Here is a 21,301-nt window from a genome sequence, read left to right on the forward strand (position 1 = left end):
GGTACGAGATTCTCGCTGGGAAGGGCGTGCGAAGTCCGGCGAGGGAAGTCAGATACAGTGGCCACTTTTTCAATCCTGCTCACCAAAACACGGGTTACGCACACTCTCGGTGAAGCGATCGACTTTGATTGTTTTGAGCTCTGAAGCAGAGCAATTTGGCCAATTCAGCCAGAGACTCTCTTACCCGAGAGCCAGGTGCCTTGAATCGCGAGTGTCGGTATTTGACTGGCCTCAGTTTGCAGGGGATCTTCCGAGAGCCACATCGCGTCTGCGACGTTCCCAAGGCGTAACGAACCTCGCGTAGCGGCAAATGCTTGAAACGATGTGCCCTCGGTGAAGGCCGCGAACGCAGTTGCAGCATCGACTCGCTCTTCAGGGATGAGCCTCTCAGCACCCTCATCAAATGGATCGCGCCTGGTCACCGCCGTAGCGAATGCGAGTCGCCAGTCCATTGATGAGACGGGCCAGTCGCTGCCGAACGACACTTGCGCTCCCGCAGATCGGACGGAATGGATGAGGTACTGCCACTTACCTCTGATCTCACCGATATAGGGAATCGTCTGTGACACCGTGACGTGATCGCATTGCGCCCAACATGGTTCGAAGTTCGCAATGACACCGAGTTCAAAGAATCGGTTCACGTCAGCGGGACGAACGAGAATCGCATGTGCGATGACCGGCCGTCGATCCCAGGCATCGTTGGCTTGCTGTGCATACTCGATGGCGTCGAGAGCGCTCGTCACGGCCGCATCGCCAATGGCATGAAGGTGGATTTGGAACCCCAGTGCGTCGATCTCACGCACCGCGCGGGCCAATTCGTCCGGAGCCCAGTTGGGTGTTCCTCGCTCGTCTGGTCGCACAGCGTAAGGCTCGGTGAGGAAAGCGGAGAAATTTTCGATGATGCCGTCCACAAAAAACTTCACCGTTCGCGCGGTGAGCATTTCCGTGTCGAGTTCCTCAATTCGGCGCCGTGCAGCACCGAATTCGACTAGTTGCGATCGCCAGTCGCCTGGGTCCGCTTTGAATGCCAGATTGACCCGGGCGTGAAGATGGCCTGCTTGTGCTGCCACGCAGTAGACATCTACATCAGCTGGTTCCACCCATGCGTCTTGAACCCAGGTGATGCCGTGTGCAATGTATTGCTGAGTAGCGGCATCGAGTGCGCGAAGTTGTGCATCCTCAGGGTGGCGAGGCACCACACGTTCGATGAAGTCGTTGGCTGCTGCCTCGCGCAGGGTGCCGAGTGGTGTGCCGTCAGGGCGACGGACGATTTCTCCGCAGGTGGGGTCGGGTGTCTCGCTGGTAATGCCGGCCGCCCGGAGGGCGGCAGTATTTACCCACGCAGTGTGGTAGTTCCAACCGCGCAGAATCGTGGGCGTATCTCCTGTGACCTCGTCGAGCCATTTGGCATCGAATAGGCCGTCGTCCGTCAGCGACCCGTCATAGCTCCCACCCACGATCCAATCATCATCGGGGTGTGAGGCTTTCCACTCTTTCACGATCCGGAGGAGAGCATTCAGGCTGGAGGCCCCGCGGACCTGCGGGCCCTCCGCTTCAAGCCCAGCGAGCAAAGGGTGCGCGTGACCGTCTCCGAATGCTGGAACCAGTGTTCCGCCCTCAAGATCCACAACCTCACCGTTAGGGTCTTCCGACAAAACGTGCGCGTCTTGACCGAGTGCAGCAACCACACCGTCCCGGAATGCAATGGCATCCGAGTAGAGAGGACGATTATCAGAATCTAGCCCGATCAGCACCGAGCCACCTCGAAACACGGTATCGCGCATTCGTGCCCCTCCTTTTCACTTGATTGCTTCGGACGCCTCTTGCGCATCTACTTCGCTAGAGTTTCGCCGCTTCTGGTAAGGCAGACCCGACCTGCGAGGTCGGCTTACCGCTCGAGAACGACCGCGAGCCCTTGCCCTACGCCAATGCAGATTGCGGCGACTGCGACGCCACCTCCCCGACGTTTGAGTTCGTGAGCTGCGTGCCCGATAATACGGCCGCCCGAAGCGCCAAGGGGATGACCGATCGCGATTGCACCACCGTGGATATTCAGCCTCTCCGGGTCGAGTTCCGGCCAGCCTGCAAGACACGCCAGACTTTGAGAGGCGAAGGCCTCGTTGAGTTCGACGAAGTCGACTTCTGCCCACGTCTTTCCTGCCCGTGCGAGCGCCTTGTTTGCGGCCTCGATCGGGGCAATGGGGAAGTCATCAGGGTCGACGCCGTGTGCGCCTCGGCCAGTTATCCGTGCCAGAGGCTCAGCCTCAAGCGCCCCTTCGCGCCCGAGCAGCACTGCTGAGGCGCCATCATTGATGGATGAGGAGTTACCGGCGGTGACTGTTCCCTCTCCCTCGGGCGCGAACAATGGTTTGAGTCCAGCCAACTTATCCACAGTGCCGCCATCACGGATTCCCTCGTCCCGAGCGAGTTCCGCGCCGGGCACCTGCACGATCTCAGCGGCATAGAGTCCCGCAGCCCAGGCTTCAGCCGCGAGCCGGTGCGATCGAACCGCGAATTCGTCCTGCGCTTCACGAGTGATGCTCCACTCGCGCGCAATCTTTTCAGCCGATTCGCCGTTCGAGACAGTCCATTGCTTCGGCAGCGCGCGATTCGTCATCCGCCAGCCAATTGAGGTGTTCCAGAGTGTCTGGTTACCGACCGCAGGCCACGGCTTCGCTGCCTTCTCGACAACGAACGGCGCGCGCGACATCGACTCGACCCCGCCTGCAAGGATCAACTCGGCATCCCCCGACTCGATGGCGCGGGAGCCCTGGATCACCGCCTCGACCGACGAAGCACACAGACGGTTGACCGTAACTCCCGTCACTGAGGTCGGGAACCCGGCAAGAAGTGCACCAAACCGGGCCACATTGCGGTTGTCCTCGCCGGCCTGGTTAGCGTCACCGAAGATCACGTCCTCAATACGGGCTGGATCGATTTCTGTACGCTCCACTGCGGCGCGCATCACAACGGCCGCGAGATCATCGGGCCTGATCCCGGAGAGCGATCCTGCTGCTCGCCCGAATGGTGTGCGGACCGCGTCATAGATGAATGTTGTGGTCATGAGGTCGACCGTGACCTTTCTTTTAAGTGCTAGACATTCGAGTCCGGGCAGGCTGCGTGTTGTAGGGGCGGACCAGCCCAACCGGCAATGCGGTACTTACTTATTGTGAGTTCGTCCTAGCTTTTGAATGCCGAGACCCCGGTGATCTCTCGCCCGATGATCAGAGATTGGATGAAGTCCGTGCCTTCGTAGGTGTGAACGACTTCCATGTCGGTGAGGTGGCGGGCAACGTGGTTCTCAAGCAGCAGGCCGTTTCCTCCGAGCAGATCCCGTGCGTCTCGGCACAGTTGACGTCCTCTGTCGCCGGTGAGCATTTTCGCGAGTGATGCCTGTTCGTTGCTCAGTCGGCCTTCGTTCTGCAGCGCACCGGCACGGAAGCACACGAGCTGCATCGAGGTAAGGTCAGCGAGCATGTTCGCAAGCTTGTTCTGGACGAGCTGATAGTGCGAGATCGGGCTACCGAACTGTACCCGTTCAGACGTGTATTGCACGGCTGCTTCGTATGCCGCGGTGGCATGTCCGAGCGACTCCCAGGCCACGGTACTGCGCGTCCGGTTGAGCACCGCTCCCACGTCGCGGAAAGACTGTGACTTCTCGAGCTTGTTTTCGACCGGAATTCGTAGGTCTTCAAAGGTGATTTGTGCCTGCTGGATCGCTCGCTTCGCGATTTTGCCCTGGATCGCTTCTGCCTGGTAGCCCTGCGGGTAGCTGCCATCCTCATTCTTCTCCAGGATGAACGCTTTGACCTTGTTGTCCGCGATGTCCCGCGCCCAGATAATCACGAGATCCGCAACGTGGCCGAGGCCGATCCAACGCTTCGAACCGTTGAGGACGTAATGGTCACCGTCGAGCCGTGCAGAGGATTCGAGAGCAACAGAGTCCGAGCCATGATCCGGCTCGGTGAGCGCGAAAGCACCGAGCTTTTCAAGCTTCGCCATCTTCGGCAGCCACCGCTGCTTCTGCTCTTTACTACCGAGCAGATTGATCGTGCCCATCGCGAGACCGGAGTGCACCGCGTTGAAAGTGTTTACGCTGCCGTCTCCGCGGGAGAGTTCCATGGCGACGAGTCCAGCCTGCAGCCGTGTGAGACCTGGGCACCCGTATCCCTCAATGGCCGTTCCGATGATGCCGAGTTCCCCGAGCTTCGGAAGGAGATGATAGGGGAAGTCGGCCTGTTCCCAATAGTCATTGATGACAGGAGTGACCTCAGCATCGACGAAGGCACGCACCTTTGCAACGAGCGCACGATCCTCGTCGTTGAGGTAGTCGGCCACCTCATAGAAATCGACATTCACGTTTGAGCTATTGAGTGCACTCATGCTGTTGCTTCCTTTGCTGCGGTCAATGTGGGTGCCAGCGGGCCTGCAAGCCAACGACGGACTAGGTCTGTGTCAGCTCCTAGCCCCGGAGGCGCCTTGTCATAGGTAGCTGGGGTTCGCGAGAAGGCGATCGGATGGCGAATGCCGGGCAGCGACTCCGCCTCGTGTCCTGCGTGAATGATCGGGTCGAGACCGATGCGCTCTGCGAACTGCACGCCGGCGGCGATGTCTTGAATCGGGGCGCAGGGTATGCCTGCAGCAGTAAGACGTTCGAACCACTCTGATGCTGCGGCTTGTGCGAGCGCCAGTTCTAGCAATGGCCGTAACTCGAGCCGATTTCGGCTGCGGTCTGGAGCCGCAGCGAACCTGGGGTCTTCTGCGAGTTCGGGAATGCCTAGTTCTCGGCACAACCCTCGGAACTGCCTGTCGTTGCCGATTGCGAGGACGATTTCACCCTCCCCGGTAGCGATCGGCTCATAGGGGTAAATGCTCGGATGCTCATTGCCCATGCGAGTCGGAACGACACCAGCAATGGCGTACGCACCAGTTTGGTTCACGAGGCCAGAAAGGGCCGAGCTCAAGAGGTTTACCTCAACCCGCTGCCCTTCACCGGTCGCCTGTCGATGGTTGAGCGCCGCGAGAATACCGATGCAAGCGTGCATCCCCGTAAACACATCCACGACGGCGACCCCCGCACGGAATGGTTCCGTATCTGGAGCGCCGGTGAGGCTCATCAGTCCTGAGGCAGCCTGTACAAGCAAGTCGTACCCTGGCAGGCCTGCGCCTCCGGCCGTGCCGAATCCGGTGATCGACGCGAAGATCACCGTGGGGTTGATCGATGTCACGCTCTGATAGTCCAGACCGAACTTCTCCAACCCCCCCGGTTTGAAGTTCTCAATGACAACATCCGCCCGCCCAGCAAGGTCACGGGCAACCGCGAGGTCATCAGGATCGCTGAAGTCGAGCTTGATCGAAAGCTTGTTCCGATTGATTGAGAGGTAGTAGGTGGACTGCCCCTCGTGTTCCGGGGGCATCCAAGCGCGAGTCTCGTCTCCGGCGGGGCTCTCGACTTTGATCACTGTCGCCCCCATGTCCGCTAGAAGCATGGTGCAGTATGGGCCTGCCAGCACCCTCCCAAAATCTGCGATGACTATGCCGCTCAGCGGCCCCTTCGACGAACGCGCGAGGAGTTCTTCGAGTCTGCTGCGATCTTTCACCGTCTACCTCAGGACCGTTCTTCCTTCGAGCCGTACATGATGCCTTTACTCTCCCAGCAGTCATTAGTGACAGTCAAATACCTATTCTCTCCAAATAAATACCCCTGACGCATATATACGCCAGCAACTGCCGCTCCACACTTAGACCAGAGAGGGAGGAAATCAAGGGTTATATATGCGTGTGGTGTTATCATTGCGGGATGGAGATCCAAGACCTTCGTGCGTTCGTCGCGGTCGCTGAGGAACTGCATTTTGGGCGCGCCGCCGACCGCCTCCATCTTGCTCAGCCTCCGGTCAGTCGAACCATCAAGGCGCTTGAGAAGGAACTCGGCGCCGAGCTGTTCCGCCGCACGACTCGTTCCGTGGAGATCACGGCTGCGGGAGAGGCTCTGCTCGGACCTGCTCGTCGGATCCTCAGCGATCTGCAGCATGCGGCACATGATGTTCACGCAGCCCAAAGCGGGGAGCTCGGACGCGTCAGCATCGCGTTTGCTGGCGCATCGACCCAGGTCCTCGTAGGTCAGCTCTCGCGCGCGTCGAGGCAACGTTACCCCAAGCTGACGATCGAGCTTTCGAGCCAGAACTTTGCCCAGCCTGCAATCAACCGGCTCCTGAACGACGAAGCCGACATCTCTATCGGAAGGTGGGATTTCGTTCCTGAAGGGATCATGTCACGGGTGCTGCTGAATGAGCAGTTGGTGGTTGCGGTCCCAGCGACACACCCACTTGCTGGCTCCGACTCGGTTCGTATGGATCAGCTCTCCACCAGCTACTTCGTGACGCTCCCTGCACACCCCGGTTCAGTACTCACCGACCGGCTGCTACGGCTCAGCCACGCCGCCGGCTTTGACCCCCTGATCGCACAGGTCGCCCCAGACACTTGGACGGCGCTCTCGCTCGTCGCGGCAGAAGTCGGCATCCACCTCACCATCTCCTCTGTCGCGGAGAACACGCATACCTCAGGCTTCTCTTTCTTGCCCGTGGCAGATCCCTTCGAAAAGGTGCTTTTAAGGATGGCATGGCGATCCGATTCGCGTAATCCTGCTCTCTCAACGGTGCTTTCATTGGCAGCGGAGGTCCTGTAGCCCGATCCGCCGAGAGTACCTCGGCGGATCGGGTCCGGTTCAACGGGGTGCAGAAGTTTCCCCGAGTTGATCGATCTGCGTAGTCGTCGGGCTTTCTCCGGAGAAGTCCAACTTTGGTACAGGTCGCCGAAAGCCGCGCGTGACAATCCCGATAATCACGACACCCAAGAGGCTCCAGATGCCCCCGACGATCCATGTGAAGGGGTCGAGGGAAGTCCACAGCCAAACGGTCAGCCCGAAGGCGATGAGTGGGCATACGAGATGCACCAGCACCGTCCGAAGAGTGCGTCGTTCCCTACCTTGTCTGCTGAAGAAGAGATCTTTCATCACGGAGAGGTTGACCATCGCGAACGCTGCGAGCGCTCCAAAGCTGATCATGAACGCCGCCGTATTGAGGTCCAGCACCAAACTGGACATTGCAAGAAGTGAGACCACGATGACCGCAATGAATGGAGTCCCGAAGCGCGGATGCAGCTTGGCTAGGGGCCTTGGGAGAACCCCGTCTCTTCCCATTGCGAACAAGAGCCGAGAAACTGAGGCTTGGCCCGTCATTGCGCTGCCGAAGCTACTGACCACGTAGACGGCGATGAAGAATGCGGTGAACGGTGCGCCACCAAGTTCACCCACCAGCGTGACTCCGGCAGCATCCACGTCTTCAGTTGAAAGCGTTGCCCAATCGGGCGAGTACGCAAGTCCCCCGGTCCAGGCCACAAGGACGAATAGGAGCCCGCCGACCAGGGTGGAAGCGAAAATCGCACGGGGTATGTCTCGCCGAGCATTCTTCGCTTCTTCAGAGAGCGTGGAGACTGCGTCGAACCCGAGGAATGAGAGCGAAAGGATGGCGGCCCCTGAGGCGATCGCGCCGATACCTCCCTCACCGAAACTGAAGGGCTCGAGAAGTCCGACAGAGGTATCTCCTCCAAGGACTTGCTTGAATACCAGCAGCATGAAGACGAGTACAAGTAGTACGGATAGTGCGATGATCGCGAAGTTCGCGCGGTTCACAAAGGAAATGCCGAGCAGATTAAACACGAGCACGAGCAGGAGTGCGGCAATGGTGAATACCCATTCCGGCACGCTTGGATACTGTGTGTGCAGGTAGATGCCGATCACCATGAAGTTGATCATCGGAATGAAGAGATAGTCGAGAAGGATGACCCAGCCGGTGATGAACCCGGCGAAACCTCCGAACGCCTGCTGGGTATACGTGTAAGCGGATCCGGCAACGGGGTACTTCCGTGCGAGGGTGGCGTAACTGCTTGCGGTAAAGAGCATCGCGACAATGGCGAGCGTGTAGGCGGCGGCGAGGTGCCCATCGGTGACCTGGTTTACCACGCCGTATGTGGTGAATACGACCGCGATGGTCATGTAGGTCACTCCAAATAGGGTGAGTCCTACGGGGCCAAGGGTTCGTCGGAACTGCGGTTTGCTGGTATCGGACATTGCATTACCTCTCTGTAATGGCTGGTTCGCGGATGGAGGCGCCTCATCTGGGCGCCACATGTAAGGGGCTGTGATCAGGCTGGCGGGATGAGGAGTGTGCGTAGCGCTTTGCCTCCGGCCAGGTCATCGAAAGCCTGGCTCACTTCCTCGAGCGGTCGTCGTCCAGAGATCAGCGGATCGAGTTTGAGTTGACCATCCATGTATCGATCGACAAGAGCTGGGATATCGATCGAAGGGCGTATGGAGCCATAGTTGGAGCCCAGAATGCGCTGCTCAGCGTCAGCAAGCAGCAACGGTTCGAACGACGCTCGGGAACCGTTCGGCGGTAGACCAACAAGGACAGCACTACCTCCGAGACCGAGCATCTGAATCGCTTGCTCAGTCGTCTTCGTGTGCCCGATCGCATCGAACGCATAGTCAACGCCATCGGGGAGAAGATCGAGGAGACTCTCGACGGCTCCGCCGTCGGGAGTCACGATCGTGTCCGTCGCACCGAATTGCCGCGCAACCTCCACCTTCTCAGCTATCACATCGATAGCGACGATGCGCTCCGCTCCAGCGAGCACGGCGCCTTGAATAACGTTCAACCCGACACCCCCGCAGCCGATGACCGCGACCAACGAGCCTGGCTCCACTCCGGCAGTGTTCAGCACAGACCCCACTCCGGTCGCCACCGCACAACCCACCAACGCGACCACATCGAGCGGCGCGTCATCGCGCACTTTAATCGCCCCGGATGCTGGGACAACCACCTCCTCAGCGAATGAGGAGACGCCGAGGAAATGATGGAGTGAATCTCCATCAGCGGCCCGTTTCAGACGACTTGTCTCATCAAAGAGCACCCCCTTGGGGGTGATGATCTTTGCGACCTTTTGACAGCGCACTTCGTGTCCTTGCCGGCAGTACCGGCAGCGTCCACAAGGTGGAACCCAGCTGAGTACAACATGATCCCCCACCGCCAAAGACGTCACACCCTCACCAAGCTCGACTACGATACCGGCCCCCTCATGACCCATCACGAGCGGAGCAGGAGACTCCCACTCTCCACGCTTGACGTGCAAGTCGGAGTGGCACACCCCCGCGGCAGCGATTCGAACCCTGACCTCACCAGCCTTGGGCGGATCGAGCGTGACATCTTCATAGCTGAGTTCCTCATCTGGGTTGCGAAAGATGACTGCCTTCATGAATGTTCCTACTTCCGCCCGTTCAGCAACGGGATTTTATGAATCCCTTGGTGACGCCAAAGTAGTAGCATTCTGGATCGATTGTCATTGACATCTTTGGCATGTCTAGCCAGTCATCTGTACCGTGTGGTACACATGAGTGGTGACAGTTGATCTGGACGCAGTCGCACGGGCCGCGCAAGGAACCTTGCATTTACTTAATGTCGACCGATTGACAAGGGTCGAAGGGCTCCTCACCACGCAAGACGACTATGTGCCTCCGAATCGGGAGAACGGCGTCATTCTGGTACTCGATATGGGCAATCTCCCAGATTGGCTAAAACGAGAGCGAAAACGAGACGAACCACGCGAAGGAGCGGTAATCGTAACGCCTCGATCGCTCGTTTCTCTAGGAGAGCTTCTCGAGGAGGAGGAACAACAGCCAGCGATCGTTAGGGCGTCCCTCACCGGTGATTCACTGCGGTGGAGGATCCAGTCCCTCCTTGCGGAGGACGCCGCGGCACACGATCGCATCATCGTGCATGGCCTTCGTGCAATGACACGAACGGCCCGGATCGGAGGGGTGCCAGCCGTAGTCAGCGAACTCGCGAACAGGATCGAAGGGTGGGCCGTTCTGCTGGATGCGCAAGGTCACCTCATGGCGAGCGCGAGAGCAGGAAGGCTTCACATTGATGATGCGCTCGCCGTGGCCTTCGGTCGCCAAGTTCGCGTCAGGCACAAGAGCATACAGACGCACCAGGTCGGCACAGATGGTGATCTCGCCGGTTATCTCGTCGTAGCGTCTCGAGAGCATCATGAAAGCAGTCATAAGCGAGATCTAGCAGCGCATGCGGCGGGACTGCTTGATCTCATCGTCAGGAAACAGCGACCTAAACAATCTGAAATGATCGGCAGGGAACTGTTACTCGAGTCGCTCCTGAATGGCAGAACCACTGCAGAGCCGATACTCCAGAGATGGGGCATCCCGACTACTCCCCTGGCAGCGTTCGCACTGAGCTCTCGTGCCCGCATCAGTGACCTCAACCGGCTCTTGCATGAGTGGATTGAAGAGACCAACGGCGAGGATATTTTTGCGCTCACTCAGGGCGTGATGCTCGGTTTCGTCCGTGAAGATCTCATTCCTTCGTTATCAGCGTTTGTCACCGCACAAGCCCGCGAGAGGTTTGAGGACGTACATCTCGGGGTGGGAGAGCCCGTCCCAGTCGAGCATCTCCGCCGGAGCGCCGGACAAGCAATGCACGCTTTACAGGTTGCCAGAAATGAACGAGTTCCGGTCCGGTCATATTCGGCGTTGCCGTCGATCACCTACGTGGTCAACTCGCTAAACCAGTTGCAACTCACTCAGTTGTCCGGCGTACTTGGCCGCCTGGTCGATTCCACCGCTGAGAATCAAGAGCTCCTGAGAACGCTGGAGTTCTATCTCTTACATCATGGCGTGCATCGTGTGACCGCTGCCGCGTTAGGAATCCACCGTCAGACACTGGTCGGCCGACTCAGCGTGATCGAAGAGGCCACCGAAGTGAATCTTGATACCGCTGATGGCAGAGCCACATTGTGGTTGGCATTGCGCGCGCTTCCGGTTAAATGAACTTTGGCCGAGGCACCCACCACTCCACGGTCCGCTCCTTTCGCAGGCGATGGCGTCTACTTTGCGTATGTCTCTTTGCCGCCCACGAAGGTGGCGAGAATCTCTAGCTCTTGCATGGTCGATGAAGTCAAGGGGTTTCCTGAGAACACGGTAAAGTCCGCCAGCTTGCCCCGTTCAAGGGTGCCTCGATCATCGGATAGCCCCATAGCGTGTGCCGCCCACACAGTATGCATTCGGAGAGCCTCAGATCGATCGATACGCTCTGCACTATTCAACACACGCCCTGATGATGTCGTCCGCTGCACAGCTGCGTCCATGGCCATCCGGATGTTGTTGCCAATGACCGGAAGGTCAGATGACCCGATGAGGCCGGCTCCTGCGTCGATTACTGATCGGCCCCGGTACAGCCACGATTCTCGTTCCGGATCGACGCTGGCGATGAGTTGATCACCCAGGTCACGGATGAAACCCATCTGGGGCACGACGGAGATACCCAACGCTCCTGCGCGCTCCACCTGTTCAGGACGCGATAGCCCGAAATGCTCGATACGGTTGGGAACCGACAGGAGCCCATACTTCTCCTGCGCCTCGGCAATGAGATCCAGGGCAAGATCTATCGCGATGTCCCCGATCGCATGGAGCGCGAGCGGCCAACCTGCCCGATACGCCGCGAGCGTTCGCCTTCGATACTCAGCTGGCTCTCCCAGGAGGTACCCGTGTCCGGAACCGTGCGAGCACATCACATCGCTCACTGCAGCCGTCTTTGACACCAGTGCCCCGTCCAGGAACACCTTGACATGCCCCAGACGCAGCGAGGCGTTTCCGAAACCTGACCCGATTCCGAGCGACAGACCGATGCTCTCCTCAGCCCCGAAGAAGTCGCTTTGATGAGCTGATAACGGCTGCAAGGCGTCAAGCACTGGCATGAGTTGTGCGCGCGCATGTAGTCGCCCCTCGCTTACCGCCTGCTGGTACGCGGCGAACTCGACGGGGCTATGGCTAATCCAACCTGCACCGATCCCCGCTTCACCGAAACTGGTGATGCCCTGTGCTGCGAACCTATTGGTCGCTTCGTCTAACGCATCGACGAGTTCGCTCAAGGGGAATGGCAGGATGTGCGCTTGCGCGAGCGCTTGCGCAGCCTCTTCGAGGAGTCCGGTGGGGCGGCCAGACTCATCCCTGCAAACAACACCTCCGGTCGGATCTGAGAATCCGGGCTCGAGTGCGCCGATCATTCTCAACGCGGCAGAGTTGACTATCGCGGCGTGACCGGAGGCATGCCGGATGTACAGGGGCACATTGCCTGTGATTCGGTCGATCTCTTCCAACCGCGGATACTCGGAACCGCTGCTGTACTGGTTGAAACTGTGCCCGAGCAGCCAGCGTCCAGGGTCAGGCTGAGCTGGGATCCGTGACACCTGCTCGGACAGAACCTCGAAGAAGTCTTCCAGTTTTCGGATATGCGAGTAGTCCGCCTGAGCAAGGTTGAGGCCCCACCAAATTGCATGACAATGTGCATCGATCAGTCCCGGTGTGATCGTTCCAGATCCGAAATCGACCGTACGCGCAGCCTCCAGGCCATCAATTTCTTCATCGAACCCGACAATCCGACCGCCGAGGACACCAACCCTCTCGGCAGTGGGACGGTCAGTGTCGAGTGTCAGAATAGTGCCCGCGCTGAGCAGCAGATCCAGTTTCATGCCGGGTTCTTCATCTCCAGTTGTAAGGCGGGATCAGGGTTCAGTGTTTGAAGCCCGGAATGGCAACGCTCATACGGGGCGCCAGGAGTCCAGAAATTCCGGTGAGCACCGCCAGCAAGACGAGCATGGCCACTGCGGGCCACCAGTGTCCCCCGACGGCGGCGACCCAGCTGGTCGTGAGCACAGGAATGAAACCTGAGATCATTCCTGCGAAGTTGTTCGCCAAGCTAGTGCCGCTGTTTCGAGTTTTCGCTGAGAAAAGTCCGGTGATGACGGCACCGGAGGCTCCGAACGGAAGCGCAAGTACGCTGACCGCTACGACCATTGACGTGACCACGAGGGCAGGAACCCCCGAACTGAACATGAGGAACACAGGGAGGGAAAGGAGTATCGCAGCTGATGAGCCCCAGATCACCACGCGGCTGGCACCGTGCTTCGAGCCGAAGCGTCCTGCCAGGATAAGCACCGGGATTTCGACCGCGGCCGCGATGAGACTTGCGAGCAGCATCAATCCAGCTGAGTATCCGAGCATATTGACGCCGTACCAAACACAGAAGGTTGTCACAAGGTAGAAGCCCGCTAAGCCCAGCGTCCCCGTCATCGTTGCGACAAGGATCTGCCTCCACTGCTCTTTGAAGGCGGTTTTGATCGGAGAAGTCAGAATCTCATTGCGTTCCTCCAGCTCTCGGAAGACGGGAGACTCGGAGAGCTTAGTGCGCACATAGAGGGCGACCAGAAGCAATGGAATTGCAGCCAGGAACGGGATCCGCCAACCCCAGGAGTCGAAGCTCTCTTGCGAAAGCGTCAACGTGAGCAGGAAGAATCCCCCCGATGACAGGATTGTGGCGATGGGAGAACCGAGCTGGGGAATGGCAGCGTAGAAGGCTCGTCGTTCCAAGGGTGCGTTCTCGACCACCAGAGTGATGGCGCCTGACCATTCGCCCGCCATGAAAAGCCCCTGCACCACGCGGAGCAGCACCAGGAGCACTGGTGCTGCGATACCGATGGCTGCATAGGTCGGCAATACGCCGATGAGTCCTGTCGCGATCCCGATGCCGACGATTGTGATCAGAAGCACCTTTCGGCGTCCGACACGGTCGCCCATCCTTCCGAAGATGAGCGCACCGATGGGACGGGCAGCGAGGCCGACACCGAAGGTTGCAAAGGATGCGAGTGCCGCGGAAGTGGCATCGCCCACCGCAAAGTACTGGATGTTGAACACGAGTGCCGAGGCTGCGCTGAAGAGGAAAAAGTCATACCATTCCATCGCGGTGCCCAGAAGCGCTCCGAATGTGACTTTGCGCGCTTCGGCATCAGTCATATGCCGAACAGCGTCCGTTTCTATTGCCGTGGTCCCGGGGTGGCTCATGGTCTACTCCTCATCATTGAGTACCTGTGCTGATCATCACGCCGCAGTTAGCGACACAGTCATGCAATCATGTAGACAAGACAAAATAAGCGGGCATTCCACGCGGTCTTTCGTGGAAAATTGTGCTCCATGCCTGGTTTGGTGTTTGATTCCTATCGGAGGTTCGGTGTGGACAGCTCAGCAGAGGATAGATGGACCGTACTACTCGGGTCGTTGGATCCGAGCGCATTGGCTGACGCCTTCATGGCGAATCTTGCAGAAGTTCCTGGATACGATCCCCCGCCGCTCCCTCGGGAGGAAATGGCCTTGCACGCCCGTGCAGCCTTTTCAGCACTCATCGCAGCGGTCCGTTCTGAAGACCCACAGCGTACGCGTGCTGTGGCACGTGAGATAGGGGTCACACGGGCCAGGATCGGTATTCCGCTCGCTTCGTTGATGGCGGCAATGCGTATTGACTTTATGCTGATCTGGGAGTCAATCGAGTCTGCGTCGTGTCCGGAAGACGCTCGGCTTATCCTGATAAAGACGCGGCTCATTATGCGCGTAGTGGATTCCTTCTCTGCGGAGCTCGAACAGGCGTATCTCTCGGAGCGGCATCGAATAGAAACCGATCAGGCCTCAGAAAGACACCGTCTCGTGGCGAGGGTGATCGGAGGAAACGAACTGCAACCCATGGAGGCGGCGGATATCTCCCACCAACTCGGACTTCCCCCTTCGAAACCAATACGCGTCTATGCAGCTTCACCTGATCATTCGTTGGCCATACAACGTATCCTGGGTAATATGAGCCGCCTCGGCTACCCGTTCCATACTCAACACCGAGGTGCCGGCATCGTTGCGTTCGGGTTCGCCCCAGACCTTCCAGGGAGTGAGGTGGAACGCACTCTTTTTGATTTGCACCAGCTCGCTATCGGCGTCGACATCTCGCCGAATGGAATCGTGGGCGTGAAGGCTGCTGCAGCTATTGCAAGCGCGTTGATGGAGTCGCGCAGGCCGGAGGATCTCGGAGCGCTCGATTGGCGGGCGGGCTGGCACAGAGTCGTAAGCATGTCCACAACCCAACCGCTCCGCCAACGCCTGGCTCGCGATGCAAACGAGGCACTTGACCAGTGCCGATTGACCGAGCGATCACGGCTCATGGAAACCGCTGTAGCTTTCCTGCGCACGGGCAGCCTCACTGCTTGCGCTGAAGCCCTGTACTGCCATCGAAACACGGTCTCGAACCGTTTGCAAAGATTCCGCGAAGTCACCGGCATCGACCTGTCGTCCCCCCGTGACGCGGCAGCGCTCGTACTCGCCTGGTGCTGACGGAATCATTTGAGGTTCAGAGTCAACTGCAACCAGATGGCAAGCACTTCATCCGGATCTTTGAGGTTGAAACCGAAGTGTTCCTGAGCTTTCCGCAGCCGGTATCGGACAGTGTTCTTGTGCACTCCGAGTTCCTCTGCCGCGTATGTCACGTTCTGTCCTGAAGCAATCCAGGCAAGTAGCGAGTCTGCAGTATCCGGGTCCGTCGACACCATTCCTGCTATCCCCGGGAGCGTCAGGTCAGAATCCGCCGCGACTAGTTCAGCTACGCTTGAGAGAAACAACTGGGTTCGCATCGAGTCGATCGTGAGAACCTGGCGTTTCACGGGTAGAGGACGTTGGCTTGCTGCCCGGAGGAGACGTTCCACCAAGCGGCGCTGGGCAATTAACTCAGCTGCTTCTCGGACGATATTTGATGCAGCAACCGTTGTGTGCAGCCCGAGCGACCGCTCGAGCAACAATTGCACCTTCGAAGCGTTGGCCGCAACCATGTCAGCCGACCCGCTTTCAACGAGCGCGATGACCTTGGTGCCTTCGATTGCGGTGAGCGCCTCAGCATGCAAGAGGCGCAGCTGCTGTTGCACCATGGCGCGGCAAGCGTCCAGCTCCCCTGGTTGCGGTTGACTCCCAGCATCAAAAGCGATGAAGGCGAGACCTTGGGTAGCGCTGAGCCCAAGCTCCGTCAGGTCCGAGTCTGAGACAGTATTCGCACGAAGTATTCGACGAAGGCGTTGTGCACGGTCTTTGACGCCCATTTCACTTGAACGGAGCAAGTCAAGCATGACGCCTGCGGCACGCGATGCCGAAGCACTCATTCTGTCCGCGATATCAGGCCACTGCGCGCCTGGATCGGCAGGAAGGATGGCCCACATGCTTCCTAAAGGGCGGGTGCCGGCACGAACCGCTACCGCTGTCCTCAACGCCTCTCTGGGCAATTTCGGTTGCAGAATTGGGACCGGAGATTGTAGAACGGCCTGATACTGCTCCGAGTCTTGTGGCGAAGGCGGTGTGGAGCGGCTCAAGATCGTTTGCGTTCGAAGCGCATCGATCAATTGTCCGGGGACCGTCGAATGCACCACAGGCCGTCTGCCCAGATCCTCGATTACGACCGATCCTCCCAGGTATCCGGCAAGTTCATTCACGATTCCGGATAACAGGTCGAGAGGACTCCCCGCAAGGTAGTCGATGTCCCCTACTTGTTCGCCCGCCGCATATGCCAGCATCGCTTCGAACGTACGCCAGGAAAGCGTGATGTTCACTTTCATGAGCACGAGACCGAACTCTTCAGCGATACCCTTCCAGTACTCGATACCCCTAGGTTCCCCTTTAATTGCGACCCCTGAGTATCCGAATCTCGAGGCTGCGGAGAGCACCTCTCTCGCTTCGCCCATATGATCCTCTGCGCGCACTCCATAGAGCAGCAGTGTGCCTGGGCTGTCGGGAAGCTCACCGACGGACTCGAAGAACTCGATATGTTTGACAACTCGATCGCCGCCGGCCTGTGTCACTCGCGCAACGGAGTCGGCGCCAAGCAACCCGATCAGCTCATCAATGTGCTGCTGACGCTCCCCACCACTTAGACCATCCTCTAACTGCATATCCGAATTTTATCCGTTTTGCACAAGATACCAACTCCCCCTCGTTCCTATTCTGACTCGTAGGCACCTGTCCGAGGTGCCTCGCGTTACCGGTTTCACCTACACCTTCAGTGGTGCCGGAGAGTCAAAGGAGACACATCACATGATGCGCAAGAGGATCATTTCCGTCGCTGCCTTGGCAGTATCCGCAAGTTTGCTGTTCAGCGGATGTGCGGGCGGTTCGGGCGACGCCGATGCTGCGGCAGGCGGTTCCGCTGGTGACAGCGAACTGGGTCTCCCGATCGGCGAAGAGCCGTCGACCGAAGCGAACCCAGAGCTTACCGCCCTCCTCCCGGAGGAGATTCAGGAATCGGGCGTGTTGAAGATGGGATCAGAGTTCCCCTATCCCCCGATGGCCGACCTCAACGAGGACAACCGAGCGGTCGGATACGACCCCGAACTCGTTCGCGCTTTGGCGCAGAAGCTGGGCGTCGAGGCAGAGATCATCAAACAACCGTTCTCTACCGCAATTCCCGGGCTGCAAGCAGGCAAGATCGACGTCTACATGGGCGGCATGACCGATACTCCCGAGCGTCAAGAAACCCTGAGCTTCGTCAACTACCTCTTCGGAGGTTTCAAGACCGTCGCGATGAAGGGCAACCCGGAGGGGTTAAGCACGCTCGACGATCTTTGTGGCCTGAACGTTGCCGTTGGTGCATCGACCGTGCAGGGTGATATTTTGCGCTCACACGATTGCGGGGACACGCCAGTTAATGTGGTCGAGTACCCCACGGATGCTGATGTGCATACTGCTGTTCGAGCCGGCCGTGCCGTGGCATTTGTCACCGATGGCTTCGTCGCAGAATGGCTCGCCGAGAACACCAACGACGGCGAGGTCTTCGAGGTCGTGCGAGACCCGGAGGCACCTGCAGGCTTCAGCCCGGTCTACGCCGGCATCGGAATCCTGAAAGAGGATGAGCAGCTGGTCGAGGCCCTGCAAGCAGCACTCCAGGAACTGATCGAAGAGGGCACCTACCAGGAGATCCTGGATCGGAACGGTTTGAGCGACTTCGCTGTCGAGAGCGCTGAAATCAACCAGGGCAAGGCTCTGTAGTGCAGTATCCCGTGGGAGTGGTAAGTCCTGAAGTACGGGCCGGTAGTTGCACTGGGACCGATGTGATCGATTCAGAAACTTGGGAGGTGCTTCCTGAGTTCTCCACGGTTGATCAGTTCGGCATGCTTCACCTCGGAGGTTGTTCGGCGCAGGATCTGATCGCGGACTTCGGTAGCCCGTTGCACGTGTACGACGAGGCAGGACTCCGGGCCCAAGCGCAACGGTTCGTTCAAGGCCTGCGGCAGAGATGGCCGAATTCGGAGGTGCTCTTCGCGTCAAAGTCCTTCCCTGTTCCGGCGATGTATCGACTCGCACAAGAGGAAGGCGTCTCCATCGACGTCGCTGGAGCCGGTGAGCTGCTCCTCGCGATCCGGGCGGGCTGCGATCCTTCCCGTATCTACTTCCATGGAAACGCAAAGACCGACGAGGAGCTTGAGCTCGCCCTGGAACATCGTGTCAGCACGATCATCGTGGACAACTTCGACGAGATATCCCGCCTTGAGCGTCTGCTTACACGTCCGCAACAGGTGTTGATCCGTCTGATCCCTGACATCGACGCTGACACGGATGCCGCAATTCAGACCGGAGGCTCTACCTCGAAGTTTGGGCTGCCCTACGATCAGGCACTTCGTGCTGTTGCACGCATGGAGGCTCACCCGATGTTCGATGTCGTCGGCGTCCATGTCCATATCGGCTCGCAGATCTTCAACACCGCACAGCTCGCCGAAGCAGTGCGGAAGGCTGCTGCGCTCGGCTCGTTTCCGATCTATAACGTGGGAGGAGGGCTCGGTGTGAAGTACGCTCTCGGGCAGTCGGCCCCCGGGGTCGAGGAATACCTCGATGCGATCACCGACGAAGCCAGACAGCATCTCCCAGCGGATGCGAAACTCATCATCGAACCAGGAAGATCACTTGTGGCACGCTCAGGCGTGACGCTGTACCAAGTAGTGAGCGTCAAGCACACAGGACGTCACTTCGTCGCCATCGACGGCGGGCTCGCTGATCAGCTTGACATCTCGGTCGCCGGTGAGCCGCACGAAGTCATCGCCGCAAACCGGATGAATGACCTCGCAGCCGATGTGGTTGACGTCGTCGGCCGACAGTGCGAATCCGGTGACGTCTTTGCCCGAGACGCTCGCCTCCCCGGGATGCAGATCGGTGACGTAGTTGCCTACACCGGTTCCGGGGCTTACTCGTACACGACATCAAACAACTACAACGGTGCACTGCGTCCTGCGATCGTCTTCGTGGGGGCCGGACATGCGCGTCTGGTGACGCGTCGGGAGACCTTCGACGAACTCCTCGCGCTTCACCTCTACGAGGAAGGACACCCGAATGAGTAGCACACCGATCCTTTCGGGAGCGGCCGAGGACCTGAACGGCAACGATGATGTCACCGCCTTGCCGCTGCGGCATCCCTGGCGATGGGTTGCGGCGACGCTGATCCTCCTGATCGTCGCCTGGTTTGCGTACATCATTGTCACGAATCCGAACCTTGATTTCGCAACAGTGGGTGAATTCGTCTTCGATCCTCGCATCATCTCCGGGATCGGGTTGACGCTCCTCATCACCGTCGTTTCCATGGTGGTCTCTACCGTGCTGGCAGTGATTATCGCGTCCATGAGGCTTTCGGAGAACCCGGTGTTTTACAGCCTGGCTTGGTTCTACACCTGGGCTTTCCGCGGAACACCGATCCTGGTGCAGATCGTGTTCTGGGGATACATGGGACTGCTCTTTCAAAACCTCACTCTAGGAATTCCTCTCACAGATGTGGTGTTCTGGCAGGTCAACACCAACTCACTGATCACACCGCTCATGGCAGGTATCATCGCTCTGACGCTGAACCAAGCTGCCTACTCATCCGAAATCGTCAGAGCCGGAATGCTCTCGATCGACGAAGGCCAACGTGAGGCTGCGTTCTCTCTGGGCATGTCGCCGGTGTACACGCTACGACATGTCGTCTTACCCCAAGCAATGCGCGTGATCATTCCTCCGATGGGCAACGAGCTCATCTCCATGCTGAAGAACACCTCACTGCTGTCAGTCATCGCTGTGCTGGAACTGTACACGCAGGCAATGATCATTTCTTCCTCGAACCTGAAACAGGTCGAGCTCCTGATCGTAGTGAGCTTGTGGTATCTCGCCATGACAAGCATCCTGTCGATTCCTCAGTACTATCTCGAGCGTCACTTCGGCCGAGGGGCCACCCGGAACCAGCGGGTGACGCCCCTTGGAAAGCTTCGTGCTCGTTTTTCCAAGAAGGAATACCCGCAGCCTGCCCCGCAGACCGAAGTAGTGGAGATCCCATGACACATCACCTCAGCGAGCGTCCAGACGCCGCACATCTCTCACCGCTTGTCGACATTCGTCGAGTCCGGAAGAGTTACGGCTCTCACCAGGTCTTACGGGACATCAGTTTGCAGGTTCCGCGAGCCACGGTCACCGTCCTCCTCGGCCCCTCCGGGTCTGGGAAGTCCACCCTTCTTCGGTGCGTGAACCATCTTGAGAGTATCGATGGAGGCAGGATCATCGTCGACGGCGATCTGATCGGTTACCGTCAAAGCGGCCAGGTCATCCACGAGATGACCCCGAAACAGATCGCTAAGCAACGGCAGAGCATTGGGATGGTCTTCCAACGTTTCAACCTGTTCCCTCACATGACAGCGCTTGAGAATGTCGTGGAGGCGCCGGTCGGTGTCGCCCGACGTCCCAAGTCGGCTTCGCGCAAGCGTGCCCTCGAGCTTCTGGAGCGCGTGGGCTTGTCCGATTTCGCCAAGCATTATCCAGCGCAATTGTCTGGTGGGCAGCAGCAGCGTGTTGCCATCGCCCGCGCGCTGGCAATGGAACCGAAACTCATGTTGTTTGATGAGCCCACATCAGCACTCGACCCGGAACTTGTGGGAGATGTGCTCGATGTCATGAAAGAACTCGCCCGAGATGGCATGACCATGATCGTGGTCACGCACGAGATCGGGTTCGCGCGCGGAGTTGCCGATCAGGTCGTGTTCATGGATGGCGGTGTCGTCGTTGAGTCGGGCTCACCCGAAGAAGTCATCGGAAACCCACAGCGTCAGCGCACACGATCCTTCATCGACAGCGTCACCTAACGCCAGGATTCCTCGATGGTGCGCAGTGCAGGTCCCGCGTCGCGGCACCTGCACTGCGCACCATCTCTCTGACCCCAGTGACGCGGCGCTCGACCTTCTGTTCCCCTACTGGGATCTGCAATACCTTACGGTTTAACCCCGAATCATCGAAAGGAATACCGATGAAGACTTCGATAGCTCCCCAGCCAGAGGCATCTGGGACGCCGTACGCAGATGCCGTACGTTG

Annotated in this window: 16 protein-coding genes; 7 read left to right on the top strand and 9 right to left on the bottom strand. The window is 58.7% G+C overall.

Going from position 1 to position 21,301, the window contains the following annotated elements; genetic code table 11:
• Window positions 1-164: 164 nt before the first annotated feature.
• The 4 genes from GMOLON4_RS04370 to GMOLON4_RS04385 form a co-directional block, all read right to left on the bottom strand.
• Window positions 165-1,784, bottom strand: a complete 1,620-nt coding sequence (locus tag GMOLON4_RS04370; protein ID WP_026935784.1) for an amidohydrolase — start codon at window positions 1,782-1,784, stop codon at window positions 165-167.
• A 104-nt stretch (window positions 1,785-1,888) separates the two neighbouring features.
• A complete protein-coding gene (locus GMOLON4_RS04375) occupies window positions 1,889-3,064 on the bottom strand; it encodes a thiolase family protein (RefSeq protein WP_026935783.1) in 1,176 nt (391 codons plus the stop codon).
• Between the two features lie 116 nt (window positions 3,065-3,180).
• Window positions 3,181-4,383, bottom strand: a complete 1,203-nt coding sequence (locus GMOLON4_RS04380; RefSeq protein WP_026935782.1) for an acyl-CoA dehydrogenase family protein — start codon at window positions 4,381-4,383, stop codon at window positions 3,181-3,183.
• On the bottom strand, window positions 4,380-5,600 hold the full coding sequence (locus tag GMOLON4_RS04385) for a CaiB/BaiF CoA transferase family protein (RefSeq protein WP_051265948.1): 1,221 nt from the start codon (window positions 5,598-5,600) through the stop codon (window positions 4,380-4,382). The genes GMOLON4_RS04380 and GMOLON4_RS04385 overlap by 4 nt, the downstream gene beginning before the upstream one ends.
• A 200-nt stretch (window positions 5,601-5,800) precedes the next feature.
• Here GMOLON4_RS04385 and GMOLON4_RS04390 point away from each other — a divergent pair, with 200 nt between their 5' ends.
• Window positions 5,801-6,685 (top strand): LysR family transcriptional regulator, encoded by an 885-nt coding sequence (locus tag GMOLON4_RS04390; protein WP_026935781.1) that lies wholly within the window; start codon window positions 5,801-5,803, stop codon window positions 6,683-6,685.
• A 39-nt stretch (window positions 6,686-6,724) separates the two neighbouring features.
• On the opposite strand, the gene GMOLON4_RS04395 is transcribed toward GMOLON4_RS04390, so the two are convergent.
• A complete protein-coding gene (locus GMOLON4_RS04395) occupies window positions 6,725-8,128 on the bottom strand; it encodes an APC family permease (protein ID WP_026935780.1) in 1,404 nt (467 codons plus the stop codon).
• A 74-nt stretch (window positions 8,129-8,202) separates the two neighbouring features.
• Window positions 8,203-9,312: an alcohol dehydrogenase catalytic domain-containing protein gene (locus tag GMOLON4_RS04400; protein WP_026935779.1), complete on the bottom strand. Its 1,110-nt coding sequence runs from the start codon at window positions 9,310-9,312 to the stop codon at window positions 8,203-8,205.
• Between the two features lie 142 nt (window positions 9,313-9,454).
• Between GMOLON4_RS04400 and GMOLON4_RS04405 the strand changes: the two genes are divergently transcribed.
• Window positions 9,455-10,900 (top strand): PucR family transcriptional regulator, encoded by a 1,446-nt coding sequence (locus GMOLON4_RS04405; protein ID WP_035731460.1) that lies wholly within the window; start codon window positions 9,455-9,457, stop codon window positions 10,898-10,900.
• Between the two features lie 56 nt (window positions 10,901-10,956).
• Here GMOLON4_RS04405 and GMOLON4_RS04410 read toward each other — a convergent pair whose 3' ends face one another.
• Entirely contained in the window at window positions 10,957-12,600 is a 1,644-nt protein-coding gene (locus GMOLON4_RS04410; RefSeq protein WP_026935778.1) for an amidohydrolase, read from the bottom strand.
• Window positions 12,601-12,640: 40 nt separating this feature from the next.
• Window positions 12,641-13,969, bottom strand: coding sequence for an MFS transporter (locus GMOLON4_RS04415; protein ID WP_026935777.1), 1,329 nt, complete (start codon window positions 13,967-13,969; stop codon window positions 12,641-12,643).
• 228 nt (window positions 13,970-14,197) lie between these two features.
• Between GMOLON4_RS04415 and GMOLON4_RS04420 the strand changes: the two genes are divergently transcribed.
• Complete coding sequence (locus tag GMOLON4_RS04420) at window positions 14,198-15,277, top strand: PucR family transcriptional regulator (protein ID WP_169516440.1); 1,080 nt, start codon at window positions 14,198-14,200, stop codon at window positions 15,275-15,277.
• Between the two features lie 5 nt (window positions 15,278-15,282).
• Here GMOLON4_RS04420 and GMOLON4_RS04425 read toward each other — a convergent pair whose 3' ends face one another.
• On the bottom strand, window positions 15,283-16,875 hold the full coding sequence (locus GMOLON4_RS04425; protein ID WP_084147282.1) for a PucR family transcriptional regulator: 1,593 nt from the start codon (window positions 16,873-16,875) through the stop codon (window positions 15,283-15,285).
• A gap of 142 nt (window positions 16,876-17,017) precedes the next feature.
• On the opposite strand from GMOLON4_RS04425, the gene GMOLON4_RS04430 reads away from it, so the two are divergent.
• The 4 genes from GMOLON4_RS04430 to GMOLON4_RS04445 all read left to right on the top strand — a co-directional run bounded on the left by GMOLON4_RS04430 (window position 17,018) and on the right by GMOLON4_RS04445 (window position 21,075).
• A complete protein-coding gene (locus tag GMOLON4_RS04430) occupies window positions 17,018-17,968 on the top strand; it encodes an ABC transporter substrate-binding protein (protein ID WP_245575327.1) in 951 nt (316 codons plus the stop codon).
• A gap of 86 nt (window positions 17,969-18,054) precedes the next feature.
• Window positions 18,055-19,311 carry a diaminopimelate decarboxylase gene (gene lysA, locus GMOLON4_RS04435; RefSeq protein WP_265576770.1) on the top strand — a complete coding sequence of 419 codons (1,257 nt, stop codon included), beginning with the start codon at window positions 18,055-18,057 and terminating at the stop codon, window positions 19,309-19,311.
• The gene (locus GMOLON4_RS04440; RefSeq protein ID WP_026935772.1) at window positions 19,304-20,278 is read left to right on the top strand and encodes an amino acid ABC transporter permease; all 975 of its coding nucleotides are present in this window, start codon (window positions 19,304-19,306) and stop codon (window positions 20,276-20,278) included. Before lysA ends, GMOLON4_RS04440 begins: the two co-directional genes overlap by 8 nt.
• The gene (locus tag GMOLON4_RS04445; protein ID WP_051265939.1) at window positions 20,275-21,075 is read left to right on the top strand and encodes an amino acid ABC transporter ATP-binding protein; all 801 of its coding nucleotides are present in this window, start codon (window positions 20,275-20,277) and stop codon (window positions 21,073-21,075) included. Before GMOLON4_RS04440 ends, GMOLON4_RS04445 begins: the two co-directional genes overlap by 4 nt.
• Window positions 21,076-21,301: the final 226 nt, after the last annotated feature.

The sequence above is a fragment of the Gulosibacter molinativorax genome (assembly GCF_003010915.2).
In the GTDB taxonomy this organism is placed as follows: Bacteria; Actinomycetota; Actinomycetes; order Actinomycetales; family Microbacteriaceae; genus Gulosibacter; species Gulosibacter molinativorax.